Raw genomic sequence first — 16,033 nt, 5'->3', positions numbered from 1 at the left:
CTGGAACCTTAGCACAACCTCAGGGAGCCTAGGATACTAATTTGCGATCACAGGAAGCATTTTTACGCGCTGCTCGACATTGACGTGGTCAATCGTCAACCGCCCGTTCGGGTCGATCGCCGCCTTCATGGCCGGCGGACGGCCAGTTTCGAGAAATTGCTGCAGGACGGCACGGCTCTCGTCCGAGAGCGCAAACAGCCCACGCATCAATTCAAAGAATCCCGGTTCTTCCGCTACATAGAGCAGTTCGCGCAGTTCCGCGCCGGTATATTGCCCCAGTGCCGTCAAAAGCCATTCGGTTTGGTCATTCGGATCGCTCTCAGGCACGCGATTCAGATAGTAGACAACCGATTCCGCACTCATTTCATCCCCCGGTACCTCGATAGCTCCCAAGGCCCCCGCTCCCGGTCGGCGTTCTGGCAGCTAACTCCCGAGCCTAACACTGCTTGGGTCTTCGTGATTTCAGCGTGATCGCGAGCGCGACGGCGCCCGAACTTCAGTTCCGCAGTTCCAGCCTGGTCAGGGCTGGCGCAGCTGGGTGCTGCCTGGCGCAAGATTCTTCCGCCGTTCGGTAGCGATTCGGGATTTCCCATTGCAAAAACCTAATCGCCTCGCCGCGGAATCAGAAGGCCTTCGCGATGGCGCGCTGTGCGTCCTGCTGAATCGCCTTCAGATGGTTCCGGTCCCGGAAACTCTCGGCGTAGATCTTGTAGACGTCTTCGGTGCCCGATGGCCGCGCGGCAAACCATCCCGCCTCAGATTCGACCTTGATGCCGCCGAAGGATTGATCGTTACCCGGCGCCCGGGTCCGAATCGCACTGACCGGTTCACCGGCAAGCTGGCGCATATCAAGCTGCTCCGGCCCGAGCGCCTTCAGCGCACTCTTCTGTTTCGGCGTCGCCGGCACGTCGATCCGCTCGTAATAGGGCACGCCGAGTTCGGCCGTGAGGGTGGCAAACAACTGGCTTGGGTCGCCGCCGGTGCGCCCGAGGATTTCGGCAGCGAGCAGCCCCATCACCATGCCGTCCTTGTCGGTCGTCCAGACCGAGCCGTCGCGCTTGAGGAACGAAGCACCGGCGCTTTCCTCGCCGGCGAATCCGAACGCACCGGTGCCGAGGCCTTCGACGAACCATTTGAAGCCGACCGGGGTTTCGACCAGCTTGCGTTTCAGCTTGCCGGCGACACGATCGATGATCGAGCTGGAGACGATGGTCTTGCCGATCGCGGCCTCGCTGCCCCATTGCGGCCGATGCTCGAACAGATAGGCGATTGCCGCGGCGAGAAAATGGTTCGGGTTCATCAGCCCGCCCGTGCGCGTCACGATGCCGTGCCGGTCGGCGTCGGTATCGTTGGCAAAGGCGACGTCGAACCTGTCGCGCATCGCAATCAGGCTCGCCATCGCGAACGGCGAGGAGCAATCCATGCGGATTTTTCCATCCCAGTCCGCCGTCATGAACCGAAACGTCGGATCGACGGCATCGTTGACGATGGTCGCATCTATCCCATAACGCTCGATCAGCGGCGCCCAGTAGTGAACGGCGGCGCCGCCCAGCGGATCGATCCCGATTTTCACGCCCGATGATTTGATCAGCGCCATGTCCACGGCATTGCCGAGATCGGCGACATAGGGACTGACATAGTCGTGCAGATGTGTCGAAGGCGCCTTGCGGGCGCGCTCATACGACACCCGCACAACGCCCTTCATGTCGGCTTCCATGTAGGCGTTGGCGGCCTTTTCGACCCTGGCCGTCACATCCGTGTCGGCCGGGCCACCATGCGGCGGGTTGTATTTGTAGCCACCATCCTCGGGCGGATTATGCGACGGCGAGATGACGACGCCATCGGCAAGTCCGCTCGTTCGGCCTTTATTGTAGCTCAGGATCGCATGCGAGATCACAGGCGTCGGCGTGTAGCCGCCGCGCTCGTCGATCATGATGTCGACGCCGTTGGCGGCAAACACTTCCACCGCACTCACCAGCGCCGGCTCGGCGAGCGCATGGGTATCGATGCCGACGAACAGCGGACCGGTGAGCCCGGTTTCGCGGCGGTGGTCGCAGATCGCCTGCGTCGTCGCCAGGATATGGTTTTCGTTGAACGAGTTCTTCAGCGAAGTCCCGCGATGCCCCGAGGTTCCGAAGGCGACGCGCTGGGCAGGATCGGAGGGATCCGGTTTCGACGTGAAATAGGCCGTTACCAACTGCGACACGTTGACAAGGGAGGCGGGATCGACCGGTTTGCCGGCAGCGGGATTGGGAGCAGTCACGAGACCTCACGGAATGGGTGGTTTCGCCTGACTATACGTAGAAGCGATGACGTGGGCAAAGTTGAGCATGGCGCCTCCAGCGCGTGCTGCCGCCCTAGTAAACGCCGCGTTGCCGAGGCGGTTTCCTGTCGCCATGTGCGAAATACGGATTGTTCAGGCACTGCGCCGCGCGGCCCGATGCGGACCCGGCACACTGCGCCAGCGACGTAAAGCTGCAGTCGATACTGCCGCCGCCAATGGCGTAGGTTTGCAGGCAGACCGGGAAGTTTGGATCATAGGTCTGGGCGTGTGCAGGCGCGGCGACCAGCATCGGTCCGATCGTCAGAATCGTACAAGCCAACACGCGCATTGTGGAGGTCCTTCGGGACGGAGACACAAGACAATGTAGAGCTCAAGTACTTCCTGTCTACAAACAGATGGGAAGTGATCGCAAAAATCCAAGATCGACGAGTTGCCGGCCGCTTGCGGTCAATTTCGGCGTTTAAGCACGACGGACACTGGCGATTGGCAAACAATATCGCGTGGGATCGGCTAATGGCGGTCAAACGATGCCGGAAAAGACTTCGCAGCAATGGGCTCGCTCCAGCCTGATAGCGGCCATCACGCCGGCAGGCTGCTCGGTCCGTGTCTGAGGCTTGTTGAGGCAGGGCTGGCCGGCTCCTCGCAACGCGCCTGGTAATTCTTCAACGCGAGACGCATGTCATCCGGCAACGCAATCGATTTGTGGTCCACCAGCGAGGTCGTCACGGTTACGAAGGTGGCGCGGACGCACTCGGTGCCATCCTTGAACGCGTGAACCGTGAGCTTCATCGAGGTGCGTCCGATGTCGCGCACGATGACGGCGACGTCGAGCACGTCGCCCATGCTGCTGGGCTTGGCGAAATCCGCCGAGACGTGCGCATAGCCGAGGCCGGTCCGCCGTGTTCCGACCAGTTCATGATAGGGCAGTCCCAGCGCATCGCCGTACCAGTCCTCGATCACGCCGTTGAACAAATTGAGATATTCCGGCGTGTAGACGATTCCGGCCGGATCGCACGAGCCGAAGCGTACCCGCAGGCGCGTGCGCCAGACGCCGCTCGGCAACTCGGAGAGTGTCAGGGATTCAAAACGGGCCATGCGCCGGGCTCATTTAGTTTAGGTCTAAAGCATTTTTTTATAGCCGGGCCGGTGTGCAGAGTCGAGCATTGAAGTCTCCAGACGCCGTGCCACGCCCCTCAATCGGCGATTCCGTGTCGAGGCGCGCAGGCGCCTTTTTCAGAAATTTAAGCGGTTTCCTGCGTGGCGCAGGCCCGCCCCGCTTGCTTCGCCACGATATCCTCTACTACGGTCGTGGGTGCTGCAGGCAACCGAACCGGGAGCGGGATCGTTCGGACCGGGCACTTGATTTGGTCCCAAAGGATTTACACGTTCATTTCAGAGCCTTTGCGCCGATCCGCTCGGCTGCACAGGGAACGTCGGGAGGCATGGGTTGATGGCCGGCAAGGAGATCGCGCTGATCGACGAAGAGAACATGGCCGAGGACGACACGGACAACCGCGCCCAGGTCAGGGTATGGCTTCGCCTGCTTGCCTGTACGTCCTTGATCGGCGCCGAGCTTCGCCGTCAGTTCCGCGAAGAGTTCGACTTCACGATGCCGCGCTTTGACGTGCTGGCGCAGCTCGATCGCGAGCCTGTCGGGCTGGTGCTGGGCGAGTTGCCAAAGCGGTTGATGGTCACGGCCGGGAATCTGACCCCGATCGTGGATCGCCTGGTCGAAGACGGCTTCATCACGCGGTCGCCGTCGCCGCTCGACCGCCGCGTGCAGATCGTCTGCATGACGTCCGCGGGCAGGAAGGCGTTCAGGCGGATGGCGAAGAAGCACGGCCTCTGGCTGGCTTCGCTGTTGGCCGAGGTTCCGAAAGGAAGGCTCGACGGATTGGTCAAGGAACTCGACGACCTGAAGAACGCCGTGAAGCGCGCGACGGAGCAGGCCCGCGCTTGATCGCGCGCGCCGCGAGGCTAGCGGCGCAGCTTGTATCCTGCGGCATCGCGGTCCCACGTATCGGGAGTCCTCCCGGCCTCGCGCAGCGTGACCTTTCGGATCTTGCCGTTTTCAGTGAGCGGCATTTCGGCGACGATCCGGACAAACCGCGGAACGGCGAAATAGGCAATCTTACCCTCGCAGTACCTGACGACATCGATCGGCTCCAGCGCATGACCGGGTTCGAGCTGAACGGCCGCCGCAACCTCGTCCTCGCCGAGTTCGGATGGCAGCGGATAGACGGCGCAGGCAGCGATCGCCGGATGCTTCAGCAGCACCTGTTCGACCTCCCAGGATGAAACATTTTCGCCGCGCCGGCGGATGGAATCCTTCATCCGGTCGACGAAGCGGTAATGGCCATCCGCATCGCGCACGACGCGATCGCCGGTGTGAAACCAGAGATTTCGCCACGCTTCGGCCGTCTTGTCCGGCATTTCGAAATAACCCGTCGCGAAGGCCAGCGGCTCGCGCGAGCGCAGCAGCAGTTCGCCGGCCTCACCGTCAGGGAGAGGCGCGTCGTCGGGATCGACGATGCAGGCCTCCACGCCCTCGACAAGATGGCCCATCGTGCCGGGGCGATCGGACGGGATCGTGCCCGCGAACACGAAATTCGTTTCGGTCGAGCCGTAGCCGTCGAGCAGCGGCACGCCAAAACGTTCGAGAAACGGACCGTGAAACTGACCGGGGACGCCGCCGCCGAGTGCGACCCGCAGGAAATGCGCGGTGTCGGCCGCGGATTTCGGTTGCGCCAGCAGCATCACGGCCATCGCGCCGAGGAGATAGCCGACGGTTGCCTGATGCCGTCGCGCCGCGGCCCAGAAACCGGAGGCGGAGAATTTCGGCTCCAGCGCGTAGGTGCAGCCGTTCAGCAGCGCCTGATAGAACGCATTCAGCGCATTGGTGTGGAACAGCGGCAGCGTCGTGAACAGCACGTCGCCCTCGCGGACGTCGAGCGCGCGCGCCGAGTAGACGCCCCACCAAAACATCTGTGCCTGCGGGCAGCAGACGCCTTTTGAAGGCCCCGTGGTACCCGACGTATAGAGGATCGCGACCGTGTCGTCCGGCCGCACCGGCGCGGGCGATGCCCCCTCGCCGAGCGCGGGCAGCGGCCTGATCGATCCTGATATGACCGGAAGCGCGGCGCCTTCTCCGATCGTCCAGATAATATCCGGCAGCGCCACGTCGCTTTCCAGCGTTTCGATGGCCGGCATAAAGCCAGACTCGATCACCAGCAATTTCGGCGTGGAGTTGCGCAGGATGTGGCTGAGCTGAATGCCACGTAACGCGGTGTTGATCGGCACGGTCACGGCGCCCATCCAGGCACAGCCAAGATAGACTTCCAGAAATTCCGGCCGATTCGAGCACATCAGCGCGACACGGTCGCCGGCCTGAATTCCGGCGCGCATCAGGCGGGCCGCGGATGCGGCGGCGATCGCAGCCGTCTCGGCATAGCTCCATCGCGTTTCGCCGAAGACAAACAGCGTGCGGTCGCGGTATTGCGCGGCCTGCCGCGTCAGGATGGTCGAGAGAACCCGGTCCACCGGCGGGAAGCGCTCGACCGCCTGCGACCAGATCGGCGTACCCTGCCGCTGCCTGGCCGCGCTGCTCTCACCTGCCTGCACACGCGCCTCCCAAGGGTTTCGCCGGGCTGGTCTGCGATAGATCGCTCTTGGCCGACGAGATAGTTTAGGCTTAAAGTATTCACGAAAGCTGCCGCCGCAGCAAGGGGCTGCGCGCGGGTTCCGGCGGCCATCCGTTTCGGCGGCTGGAGGCACGAACAGGAGCCACATCCGCAATGAGCCTCGACACGTATCGATCGCCATCCGATGCCTTCGCGGCCACGGCCGCAAGGCGGCCGGACGCGCCATTCCTGCTGGCGCCTGCAAGCGCGGGACTGCCCTACGCGCCGGAAGGATTCAAGATCGAATACGGCGCGTTCAAGACCGAAGTAGATCGGCTGCGCGCCGAATACGCGGCTGCCGGCTACGGACGCGGGGCGCGGATTGCCTTGCTGCTTGAAAATCGCCCGGTCTTCTTCCTGCATTGGCTCGCTCTCAATGCGCTCGGGGTTTCGATCGTTCCGATCAACCCGGACGTCCGGCCTAACGAATTGTCCTTTCAACTCGAACTGTCGCAGGCCGACCTGCTGGTGGCGACGCCGGATCGCATGCTGGTGACGAAGGGGGCGGCACTCGGGCGCGCCCGCCTGATCGATACCGACAGCCGCATTCCCCCATGCCAGACGGACGTCGTCGCGCAGAATGCCGAGTTCAACGCCGAATGCGCGCTGCTGTTTACTTCAGGCAGCACTGGCAAACCCAAGGGCTGCATGCTCTCGAACCGCTATTTCCTGCAGGTCGCCGACTGGTACCTCGCACAGGGCGGCGTCGCCGAGCTGCAGCCGGACCGCGAGATCAACCTGACGCCGCTGCCGATGTTTCACATGAACGCGCTCGGCTGCAGCGCCGTCGGCATGATAGTGCTCGGTGGTGCCGTGGTGCCGCTCGACCGATTTCACGCCAACCGATGGTGGCAATGCGTGGCCGATAGCGGCGCAACCGTCGTGCATTGTCTCGGCGTCATCCCCGCCATTCTGCTGCAACTGCCGGTGACCGAAGTGGAGCGTCAGCACCGCGTGCGTTTCGCCTTCGCGCCCGGCGTCGATGTCCGCCACCGCGCCACCTTCGAGGAGCGCTATCGCATCCCGATCGTCGAGGCCTGGGCGATGACCGAGACCGGGGGCGCGGCGGCCACGACCACGTCGCGCGAACCGGCAGGCTTTGGCGCGCGCTGCGTCGGCCGGCCATCTGAAGGCATGGAATATCGCCTTGTTGACGATCAGGGCGGCGATGTCGCGCTTGGGAAACCCGGCGAATTGCTGGTCCGCGCCAAGGGCGACGATATCAGGGCCGGATTCTTCAGCGGCTATCTAAAGGACGAGGAAGCCACCGAAGCGGCGTGGCAGGACGGCTGGTTCCATACCGGAGACCTCGTCTTCGCCGACGAAGACGGGCTGATGTATTTCTTCGATCGCAAGAAGACCATCGTGCGGCGCAGCGGCGAGAACATCGGCGTGCTTGAGGTCGAAAGCGCGCTGTACATGGATACGCGCATCGGCGGCTGCGCGGTGACGCCCGTACCCGACGACATCCGCGGCGAGGAGGTCTTTGCGTTCGTCGTGCCGAATGAAAAGATTGACGACGCCGACGCGCTCGCGGCCTCGATCGTCAAGACCTGCGCCGAGCGTCTCGCCTATCACAAGGTGCCCGGTTACGTCGCCATCGTCGACGAACTACCGCTGTCATCGACGCGCAAGCTCGCCCGGGGTGAGATCAAGACGCTCGCGGCTGCCGCCGTCAGCGCCAACCGCGCGATCGACATGCGCGCGCTGAAGGCGAAGCTGCGCCACGCCTGAGCCGCGGGCTGCTGCTGTTACGGCAGCAGCTTGTACTTCCCGTTTTCGATCTGGACCAGGATCCGCGCACGGCTGTCGACGCCGTGGCGGTCGGCCGGCGTGTAGCTGTAGATGCCGTGCGCGCCGACGACGTCCTTGGTCGTGAACAGCGCCTCGCGCAGCGCGTTGCGGAAAGCCGGCGTCCCGGCCACAGCACCCGTCGCCTTTGCGCGTTTGGCGGCATCCATGAACACCAGCCAGCCATCGAAGGCATAGGGCGAGAATGCATCGGCCGGTGCCTCGCCATTGGCCTTCTCATAGGCCGCACGGAATGCGAGGACGACCTTGCGGATCGGATTGCTCTCGGGAAGCTGTTCGCCCGCTGTCACCGGCCCGGTCGGGCAGATGATGCCCTCGGCGGATTTGCCGGCAAGCCGCAGGAAGTCCGCGCTGATCATGCCGTGATTGCCGTAGAGCGGGCCCTTGTAGCCGCGCTCGGCCAGCGCGATCACGGGCAGCGCACCGGGCGTTCCGGTACCGCCCAGCATGATCGCATCGGGGCGCAAGGAAACCGCACGCAGCACCTGCGCGGTGACCGAGTTGTCGGAACGCGCATAGCGTTCGTTCGCGATCACCTTGATGTCGGCCTTCTCAGCGGCTTGCAGCAGCGAGTTGTACATCAGGTCGCCAAAAGCGTCGGAGAAACCGATGAAAGCCACCGTCTTCACGTTGCGGCTCTTCATGTGGTCGACGATGCCCTGAACGAGAAGCGGCGTCGGCTGCGGTGTTTGCACCACCCACGGTCCGCCCTCCCCGGCCGGCACCGGCGCGATCGGCGAGACCGCGACCATCGGAACCTTCATCTCGATCGCCGCGGTGGCCATCGCCAGCGTCTGCGGTGCACCTGACGTGCCGATCAGGAAGTCGACCTTTTCCTGCTCGACCAGCTTGCGGGCGTTGCGCGTCGACGCAGCCGGGTCCGAGCCGTCGTCGAGCTGGATGACGCGGACTTTCTCGCCATCGACCTCGCCGACATAGGCCTGTCCGGCCGCTAGCCCCTTGGCGTTCGGCACGCCGATCGAGGACACCGGCCCGCTAAGGCCGGTAACGAAACCGACGAGGATTTCGGCACGCGCCGGCGCGATCGCGCCGAGCAGGAGCGCGGCGCTGATCAACAGAGTCTTGTTGTTTTTCATGATGTCACTCGATGTGGACGAATGGGCTCAACCCTGCCCTGGTACCAGCGCAAGCACGCGCAGCGGACTGCCGGAGCCGTTCTGGATCTTGAGCGGCGCGGCCACGATCACCGCGCCGGTCGGCGGGAGCTGATCGAGATTGCACAGGCATTGCAGGCCGTAACGCCCGCCACCGTGAAGAAAATGGTGTGCCGGATAGGGCGGCTCGAGATGACCGGCCTGGCCGGCATCGGTCCCAATCGTCTCGGTGCCAAGGCCGATGATGCCGCGCTCCTCGACCAGCCAGCGCATCACGGCGGCATCCGGTCCGGGCGTGTGCGCGCCGTCGTCCTTCAAATTAGCGTAGTCGCGCCAGCCCTTCTTCGACCAGTCGGTGCGCAGCAGCACCCAGTGCCGTTCCGGAATCCGCCCGTGGCTTTTTTCCCAAGCCTCAATGACCGGAATCGTCAAAAGGAAATCCGCATCCTTTGCGGCTTGCGCCGAGCAATCGATCACGCAGGCCGGCGCGATCATGTCGCGCACCGGGAGCGTGTCGACTGCGTTGTTCGGCAGATCCTTGCCGGTGAACCAATGGATCGGCGCATCGAAATGCGTACCGGTGTGCTCGCCGAAGGTCAGGTTGTTCCAGTACCAGGCAGGACCGCTCGCGTCGTAGCGCGAAATCTGCTGGATGCGCACAGGCGCGGCCTGGCCGAATTCCGGCGGCAGCACGATGACGGGGAAGTCCGGGCTGAGCGTGAAGGTCAGATCGACGACGCGCACCGCGCCGGATGCGACCGCGCCGGCAAATTGCATGAGACCATTGCTGTCCATTGCGCTTCTCCCGTTTTTAGCATACCCGCCTACGCCCCGAGCTCACGTTCGACCGCCTTGGGGTTGGCCGCAAGGCGCTGGCGAATGTCCTCGGCGACATCACCCACGAACACGTCTTCCAGTCCGCGCTTGAGCGCCGACACGATCGCGGTCGCAACCGCGCGAGGCGCCACCTTCGGCGGCGGCACCGTCTGGAACCATTCGATATCGAGCGGCCCCGTGAACACGTTGACTACCTTGACGCCGCCCGGGCGAAGCTCCGCCCGCAGGCAGTGCGACAATGAGAGACAAGCTGCCTGCGACGCAGAATACGCACCGAACACCGGCCAGTTCGCGAGCGCATAGACTGACAGGATATTGACCCAGGCGGCCGCACTATTGACGCCGTCAGAACCACGCATCCGCATCGCCGGCCCAAACGCCTGCGCCAGATGCACGAAGCCGAGATAGCTCTGGTCGATCTCGTCGCGCACGATGCTGGTGCCCTGACGATCGAGCAACCCGCCGGCGCGGATATGCTCGGAAGTGTTGATGAGGATATCGACCTTGCCGCCGATATCAGCCGCGAGATCCGCGACGGACTTCTCGTCGCCGATATCGAGCGGCACGATCTCGACGCCCTCGAGCGCGCGCAGCGCATCCTCGCCGCGGAACGGCTTCCACGGCTCGGCGACGCCGACGAATACGATCGATGCGCCGGCAGCCTTCAGCCCGGCCACCACTTCCTGACCGACGATGCTCCGCCCGTTCGTCACCAGAACGCGCCGGAATTTCGGATCGGCGGTCATTTCACGCCACTGCCTGTCATCCGTCATGTTGGGGGTCTCACGTTCGGGGTGCGCGAAGGCCACTGCCTGCCCGCTCTTGTCCAATTGAAACGACATCACGACCGGCTGCCCCTCTTCGCAATCGGCATGCAGGTGCGTCACCAGTTTCGGTCCGCATTCCATCGCAACCAGGCCGACGCGCCATGGCGCGCGCTCGCGGAAGTGCACATCGGCCGGGACGTGCAGCGTGGTTTCGCTCAAGAGCGTGCCGCGCCGCGGCGCGTCCGTGAAAATAAGATCGGCGGAAAGGCACGCGGGGCACGCATCACGCGCCGGATAGCAGAACGCCCCGCAACCGCCGCAGCGCTGTAGCATGAAACGGCCTTCGGCAGCGGCCCGCGTAAAGCCGTGCGACGCGCGGCTGCGCGCGCGCGGCGGCGACGTCGGCAACCGCGTCCGCAACAGCGGATTCTTCCGGCGCGGTTTTACGATCGGTTCGATCATGAGCCTGGTCCCGCGAGGATCGCCGCGCCCGAGGCGAGGCCGCGATCATAGTTGATCATTCCAAAGCCTGACGCCAACCCGATGCGCGCATCCCTAACCTGCGTCGGACCGGCCTGCCCGAGCACCTGCCGCAATGCCTCGACCACCCCGAGATAGGCGCCGCCCGCGCCGGCCTGCCCGACCGAGAGCTGGCCGCCGGAGGTATTGTGCGGGAAGCTGCCGTCGATCGTAAGGTCATGCTGCCGCACGAAATCAGGCCCTTCACCCTTGCGACAGAAGCCGAGGTCCTCGAACTGCATCATCGAAATGACGGGGTAATCGTCATAGGTCTGGACGAAGTCGAGATCATCAGGCTTGACACCGGCCATCGCGTAGAGCTCGTCGACGTCCATCGCCCATCCACCGCGCACCTGAACGGGATCGTCGCTGAACGCATTGTGACGCTCGATCGTAGAGAGAATTTTGGCTGCGGGCAGGTTCAGGGATGCGGCGACGTCCTCGCTCATCACCAGGAAGGCCTCCGCGCCCGCGCACGGCATCACGCAGTCGAACAAATGGATCGGGTCGGCGATCGGCCGCGCCGACATGTATTGCTCGATCGTCAGCGGCGCTTTCATCAGGGCATGGGGATTGCGAAGCGCGTTGCTGCGCTGGGCCACCGCGATCTTGCCGAAATCCTCGCGCCGCGCGCCGAACGTCCGCATGTAGTTGCGTGCGATCAGCGCAAAGCTCGCATTGGCGCCACCTGCGCCATAGGGATAGACGGCATCCTGATTGAAGCGCGAGAAATTCTCCAGCGTGTAGCGGAAGGAGTCGACGTGGTTGGTATCACCCGCCACGCACGCCACGATGCGGGCGTCACCCGCCTGCACTGCCCGCGCGGCTTTCCGGAGCGCAGCAATCGCGCTCGCGCCCCCGAGCGGAATGGTGTCGATCCATCGCACGCACAGTCCGAAGTGCTGGGTGAGGCTGATCCCGCTATCGAGCCCCGCCGTGAAACTCGAAACACAGAAGCCGTCGATGTCGCGCGGCGTGATCCCGGCCCCATCGACCAGCGATTTCAGCGCGCGGCCGATCCACCATTGCGCGCTCTCGATCGAGTAGCGCGTATAGGGAATCGTTACCGGAACCGCCATCACGACCCGATCATAAGGTGTTCGGATGGAGTTCTGCATCGGACTGCCGGGTTCCTGTGAGCCGCTCAGAGTACGGTCAGCTTGACGTCGATATTGCCGCGCGTTGCGTTGGAATAAGGGCAGCGCTCGTGGGCGCCGGCAACGACTTCCTCGGCGACGGATTTCTCCAGCCCGGGCAACAGTACCTTGAGCTCAACGGTGAGCGCGTAGCCGACCGCGACCGGCCCCATGCCGACCTTGGCGGTAACGGTCGGTTCCGCCGACGGCGTGATCTTGCGCGTGCGCGCGACGAGTTTTACCGCGCCGAGGAAGCACGCGGCATAACCGGCGGCGAAAAGCTGCTCCGGATTGGTTCCCGGTCCGCCCGGGCCGCCCAGTGATTTCGGTAGCGACAGCGACACCGACAAAAGACCGTCCTCGCTCGCGGCCTTACCGTCGCGCCCGCCGGTCGCGGTTACTTCGGCTTCATACAGAATCTTGTCTGGCTGCAGCATGTCTTGTCCTCAAGAGGTCTTTGGTTTGTCGGCCTGCGAGCGCGCTACGGTGGCGCGGAAATCCTGGCGGGCGCGATCATTGGCCAGCGCGAAGCTCGGACCGCGGCTCGGCTCGGTGCCGTTGAGGCGCTGCAACTGCACCCACATCTCGGCGCTCTTGAGCGCAACCGCTGCGCAGTTCACCACGGGCGCATGACCGATCTTGAAGCCATGCTCGCTCGCAATCAGGAGGCCGGGCAACACGCCGGCCGGAATGATGACATCGGCGCCGCGATCGACCAGCGGCTGCGCGCAGGCCGCGAAGTCGGCCAGCATGCGCGCCCTTGCCGCCGCGTCGCCAGCGAACGCCGCGCTGAAATCCTCCGGACGGCAACCCATCCCGGTGACATGCACCACGCGGCCGGAAAGCCCGTAGCGATCTGCCTGCTCGTAATGCCAGACCTCGAACGCTGCATCGAGCGTGACAAGGCCGAGCCGCCGCCCAAGCTGCGAGGCCGCGAGCAGCGTCGCCTCCCCCGTCCCGACCACTGGAATCGTCAGTGCGGAGCGCAGCTCGTACAATCCCGGATCCTGGAAGTGGCCCATGACATAGGCGTCGAAACCGTCCTCCTGCGCCGAGAGCCCGTTGTCAACCGCCTGGATCGCGCAACGAAATTCGCTCAGGCGGCCGAAGTCGCGATCGGCGGGCGTGATGCCCTCGACATGGACGCTGGTGCCGGGCGCCGCGATATCGTTCAGATAGGCCGCAAGCCGCGCCATGTAGGGCGCGCTCGTAGCCTGGTCGACGAAGCTCTGCCAGAAGATGCGCACAGCGGATATCCTGTTCACGGGCGCGCGTGCCGGTCCTCGAACCTCCGCAACCTGAGTGGGCTGACGACACGCACATGCCGGTCGCTGCGAATGCCTGCCGGAGCGTGGCGCCATTCGATCGACCGAAATATTTCAACCACAAAATAATTTTGGCGTCAATTGAACCGCGTGCCGATGCTCTCCGCGCGCGTCAAGATCGAGTGCCGAAAGGACAGGCAGGTAGCGCCTCACCCTTTTGCACAGGTGAATTCAGCCTTCGCGCCCGCACGCGCCGCCGCAAACTTTTTCCGCGAGGCACGAATCTGGCGTATTGACCTTCGGCCAAGAAATACTTTAGGCTTTAAACAATTGGCAGGCAGCGGCGCTTGGGCGGGCGTATGTTGCATTGGTAGTTGCGTTGATAAAGGCTCATCACTCGTGGCTGAGATCATCAACCTCGGAACAGCAGGCGCTGCGGGCGAATTCCCATTCGCCGCGGTCGAGCGGGGCGTTTTAGTTTCCGGATCTCTGAGCGGCAACGAAATCGCGGACGAGGCCGGCGAAAGCCTCCGGCATCTGATCGGGAAGCGGCACCATGCCTCCTGAGAGCTCGCGCAAGATGCTGCCTTCGATAGCTCCAGCGACCTTCGGAGCCACCGGATGAACGTGCGGATCGCCCGTCGGAGCAATGACCAGCGTGGGACAGTGGATCTGCCCCAGACGGTCTTCCATCCGATAGCGATTCACCACCCGGTGGCCTTCCGCCGCCATCTCGCCGGCCCGCAGGGCGTCGACCATGAAGCGCTGCAGCAGATCGATATCATCAGCGGGGTAGAACGGTTGCCGGCGCGCCCAGAGCTCAGTGAGATGGGCGCCGTCGGTACGTGCTTCCACATCGTCGATGACGCGCGTGCCGTGGTGTTTGGCCCGGCGCGCCGCATCGACGAAAGGACACGCCGAGAGCACCAGGGCGCTGACGCGCGCGGGCACAGAGGCAGCCATTTCGACCGCGATCACCGCGCCGGTATGATGGCCGACGATCGCGGCGCGCGGTTCTTCCAGCGCATCGAGCAGCGCGAACGCGCCCTCGGCCCACAGCTCAATCGACGGGTCGCCGGCAGGCGAAGCGGAATCCCCGAAGCCGAGCGTGTCCATCGCGATCGCGCGGAAATCGCGGCCGAGCAGCGGCAGCACATCGCGATACTCGTCCCACGAGCGCGGCGTCTGATGCAGCAGGAGAACAGGAAAACCGGTTCCCGCCATGGCGACGTGAATGCGACCGAGAGGCGTCGTGACGAAGCGGCGCTCGACATTGGAACCGGCTCTAGTGACGCTCATTTCATAACTCCCATGCCGACGCGGGGATCATGCCTGCGCCGGGCTTCGACGACAACTGCGGCATCGATCGTGCTGGTCCGACCTCGATCCATGCTGACATCTCGCTCAGGTCGCGGCTGTTTTCAACCAAGGGGAATGCAATGCGCAAGATGTTGAGTTTGACTGCACTCATCGGCGGCCTCGTCGCGGCCTCGACCGCACAGGCCGATATCACGATCGGATTCGTGACGTCGCTCAGTGGACCCGGCGCCTCGATCGGAATCCCGTATGGGCGCGGCATCCAGGCGGCCATGGAATACAAGAGCGAGGTCAACGGCGAGAAGATCAAGCTGATCCAGCTCGATGACGGCTCCGATCCCTCTGCCGCGACCCGCAACGCGCGCAAGCTCATTGAGGAAGAAAAGGTCGATCTCCTGATCGGCACCGCAACGGCACCTTCGACCATCGCGATGATGGCGGTCGCGACCGAACTGAAGGTGCCGATGATCGCCGTCTCCCCGGTGATCGGACAGCCCAACCCGGCCGACCAGTGGGGCATCTCCGTTCCGCAGCCCGCCTCGCTGCTGGTCAAGGTCGTCGCCGATCGCATGAAGCGCGATGCCATGAAGAATATCGGCTATATCGGCTTCTCCGATGCCTGGGGCGATCTCGTCTACAACGGCGCCAAGGCTGTCGAAGCCGAGGACGGCATCAAGGTGCTGACCAATGAGCGCTACGCGCGCGTCGATACGTCAGTCACGGGCCAGATCCTTAAAGTTCTCGCGGTGCGTCCGGATGCCGTGCTGATCGGCGGATCGGGTACACAGGGCGCGCTGCCGCTGCTGGCGCTCGGCGAGCGTGGCTTCAAGGGCAAGACCTACGGTACGGTCGCGCTGGTCAATCCCGACTTCGTGCGCGTCGGCGGCAAATCCGCGGAAGGCATTCAGGTCTCGGCCGGCCCGGTCATCGTGGCCGAGCAGCTTCCCGACAGCCATTTCGCCAAGAAGCTTGCGCTCGAATTCCGCGCCGCCTTCCTGAAGGCCAACAACGTCCCGACCACGGACGGATTCTCGGCCTATTCCTTCGACGGCTGGATGATCTTCACGACCGCCGCCGCTCGCGCGCTGAAGACCGCCAAACCCGGCACCGTCGAATTCCGCAAGGCCATGCGCGACGAGATCCTCAACACCAAGGAGCTCTCGGGCGTGCATGCGGTCTACAACTTCAAGGCCGGCGCCTACCACGGCGTGGACGAGCGCGCGCTGGTGATCGTCCGCCTGGTCAACGGCGCCTGGACCTACCAGCCCTGAGCGAAGCCTAAGGCGTAACACGGAAGGACG

Annotated in this window: 15 protein-coding genes; 3 read left to right on the top strand and 12 right to left on the bottom strand. The window is 64.1% G+C overall.

Annotated elements, in window-relative coordinates; translation table 11 throughout:
- Nucleotides 1–36: 36 nt before the first annotated feature.
- From C7G61_RS29585 to C7G61_RS29570, 4 genes are all read right to left on the bottom strand, one after another.
- On the bottom strand, nucleotides 37–363 hold the full coding sequence (locus C7G61_RS29585) for a hypothetical protein (protein ID WP_108520433.1): 327 nt from the start codon (nucleotides 361–363) through the stop codon (nucleotides 37–39).
- A 259-nt stretch (nucleotides 364–622) separates the two neighbouring features.
- Nucleotides 623–2,263, bottom strand: a complete 1,641-nt coding sequence (gene pgm / locus C7G61_RS29580; RefSeq protein ID WP_108520431.1) for a phosphoglucomutase (alpha-D-glucose-1,6-bisphosphate-dependent) — start codon at nucleotides 2,261–2,263, stop codon at nucleotides 623–625.
- A gap of 94 nt (nucleotides 2,264–2,357) precedes the next feature.
- Nucleotides 2,358–2,612: a DUF3551 domain-containing protein gene (locus tag C7G61_RS29575; protein ID WP_108520428.1), complete on the bottom strand. Its 255-nt coding sequence runs from the start codon at nucleotides 2,610–2,612 to the stop codon at nucleotides 2,358–2,360.
- Nucleotides 2,613–2,863: 251 nt separating this feature from the next.
- Nucleotides 2,864–3,379 (bottom strand): acyl-CoA thioesterase, encoded by a 516-nt coding sequence (locus tag C7G61_RS29570; protein ID WP_108520425.1) that lies wholly within the window; start codon nucleotides 3,377–3,379, stop codon nucleotides 2,864–2,866.
- Between the two features lie 355 nt (nucleotides 3,380–3,734).
- On the opposite strand from C7G61_RS29570, the gene C7G61_RS29565 reads away from it, so the two are divergent.
- Complete coding sequence (locus C7G61_RS29565) at nucleotides 3,735–4,244, top strand: MarR family winged helix-turn-helix transcriptional regulator (RefSeq protein ID WP_108520423.1); 510 nt, start codon at nucleotides 3,735–3,737, stop codon at nucleotides 4,242–4,244.
- Nucleotides 4,245–4,261: 17 nt separating this feature from the next.
- Here the strand turns inward: C7G61_RS29565 and C7G61_RS29560 are convergent, their stop codons facing one another.
- Nucleotides 4,262–5,905, bottom strand: a complete 1,644-nt coding sequence (locus C7G61_RS29560; RefSeq protein ID WP_244608522.1) for an ATP-dependent acyl-CoA ligase — start codon at nucleotides 5,903–5,905, stop codon at nucleotides 4,262–4,264.
- A gap of 173 nt (nucleotides 5,906–6,078) precedes the next feature.
- Here C7G61_RS29560 and C7G61_RS29555 point away from each other — a divergent pair, with 173 nt between their 5' ends.
- Nucleotides 6,079–7,698, top strand: coding sequence for an AMP-binding protein (locus tag C7G61_RS29555; RefSeq protein WP_108520419.1), 1,620 nt, complete (start codon nucleotides 6,079–6,081; stop codon nucleotides 7,696–7,698).
- Nucleotides 7,699–7,715: 17 nt separating this feature from the next.
- Here the strand turns inward: C7G61_RS29555 and C7G61_RS29550 are convergent, their stop codons facing one another.
- From C7G61_RS29550 to C7G61_RS29520, 7 genes are all read right to left on the bottom strand, one after another.
- Nucleotides 7,716–8,873, bottom strand: coding sequence for an ABC transporter substrate-binding protein (locus C7G61_RS29550; protein ID WP_108520417.1), 1,158 nt, complete (start codon nucleotides 8,871–8,873; stop codon nucleotides 7,716–7,718).
- A 27-nt stretch (nucleotides 8,874–8,900) separates the two neighbouring features.
- Entirely contained in the window at nucleotides 8,901–9,686 is a 786-nt protein-coding gene (locus tag C7G61_RS29545) for a cyclase family protein (RefSeq protein WP_108520415.1), read from the bottom strand.
- Between the two features lie 29 nt (nucleotides 9,687–9,715).
- Nucleotides 9,716–10,957 carry an SDR family NAD(P)-dependent oxidoreductase gene (locus C7G61_RS29540; protein ID WP_108520413.1) on the bottom strand — a complete coding sequence of 414 codons (1,242 nt, stop codon included), beginning with the start codon at nucleotides 10,955–10,957 and terminating at the stop codon, nucleotides 9,716–9,718.
- The gene (locus C7G61_RS29535; RefSeq protein ID WP_108520411.1) at nucleotides 10,954–12,132 is read right to left on the bottom strand and encodes a thiolase family protein; all 1,179 of its coding nucleotides are present in this window, start codon (nucleotides 12,130–12,132) and stop codon (nucleotides 10,954–10,956) included. The genes C7G61_RS29540 and C7G61_RS29535 overlap by 4 nt, the downstream gene beginning before the upstream one ends.
- Nucleotides 12,133–12,158: 26 nt before the next feature.
- Nucleotides 12,159–12,587 (bottom strand): organic hydroperoxide resistance protein, encoded by a 429-nt coding sequence (locus C7G61_RS29530; protein WP_108520408.1) that lies wholly within the window; start codon nucleotides 12,585–12,587, stop codon nucleotides 12,159–12,161.
- Between the two features lie 9 nt (nucleotides 12,588–12,596).
- A complete protein-coding gene (locus C7G61_RS29525; protein WP_108520406.1) occupies nucleotides 12,597–13,397 on the bottom strand; it encodes an aspartate/glutamate racemase family protein in 801 nt (266 codons plus the stop codon).
- 492 nt (nucleotides 13,398–13,889) lie between these two features.
- Nucleotides 13,890–14,714: an alpha/beta fold hydrolase gene (locus C7G61_RS29520; RefSeq protein WP_108520404.1), complete on the bottom strand. Its 825-nt coding sequence runs from the start codon at nucleotides 14,712–14,714 to the stop codon at nucleotides 13,890–13,892.
- A gap of 140 nt (nucleotides 14,715–14,854) precedes the next feature.
- Here C7G61_RS29520 and C7G61_RS29515 point away from each other — a divergent pair, with 140 nt between their 5' ends.
- Complete coding sequence (locus C7G61_RS29515; RefSeq protein ID WP_108520542.1) at nucleotides 14,855–16,003, top strand: ABC transporter substrate-binding protein; 1,149 nt, start codon at nucleotides 14,855–14,857, stop codon at nucleotides 16,001–16,003.
- The last annotated feature ends 30 nt before the right edge of the window (nucleotides 16,004–16,033 follow it).

Origin of the sequence: Bradyrhizobium algeriense (genome assembly GCF_003062295.1) — a bacterium.
GTDB lineage: Bacteria > Pseudomonadota > Alphaproteobacteria > Rhizobiales > Xanthobacteraceae > Bradyrhizobium > Bradyrhizobium algeriense.
Note: the sequence above shows the minus strand (reverse complement) of the source record. Positions and strands in the feature narration are given on the sequence as shown.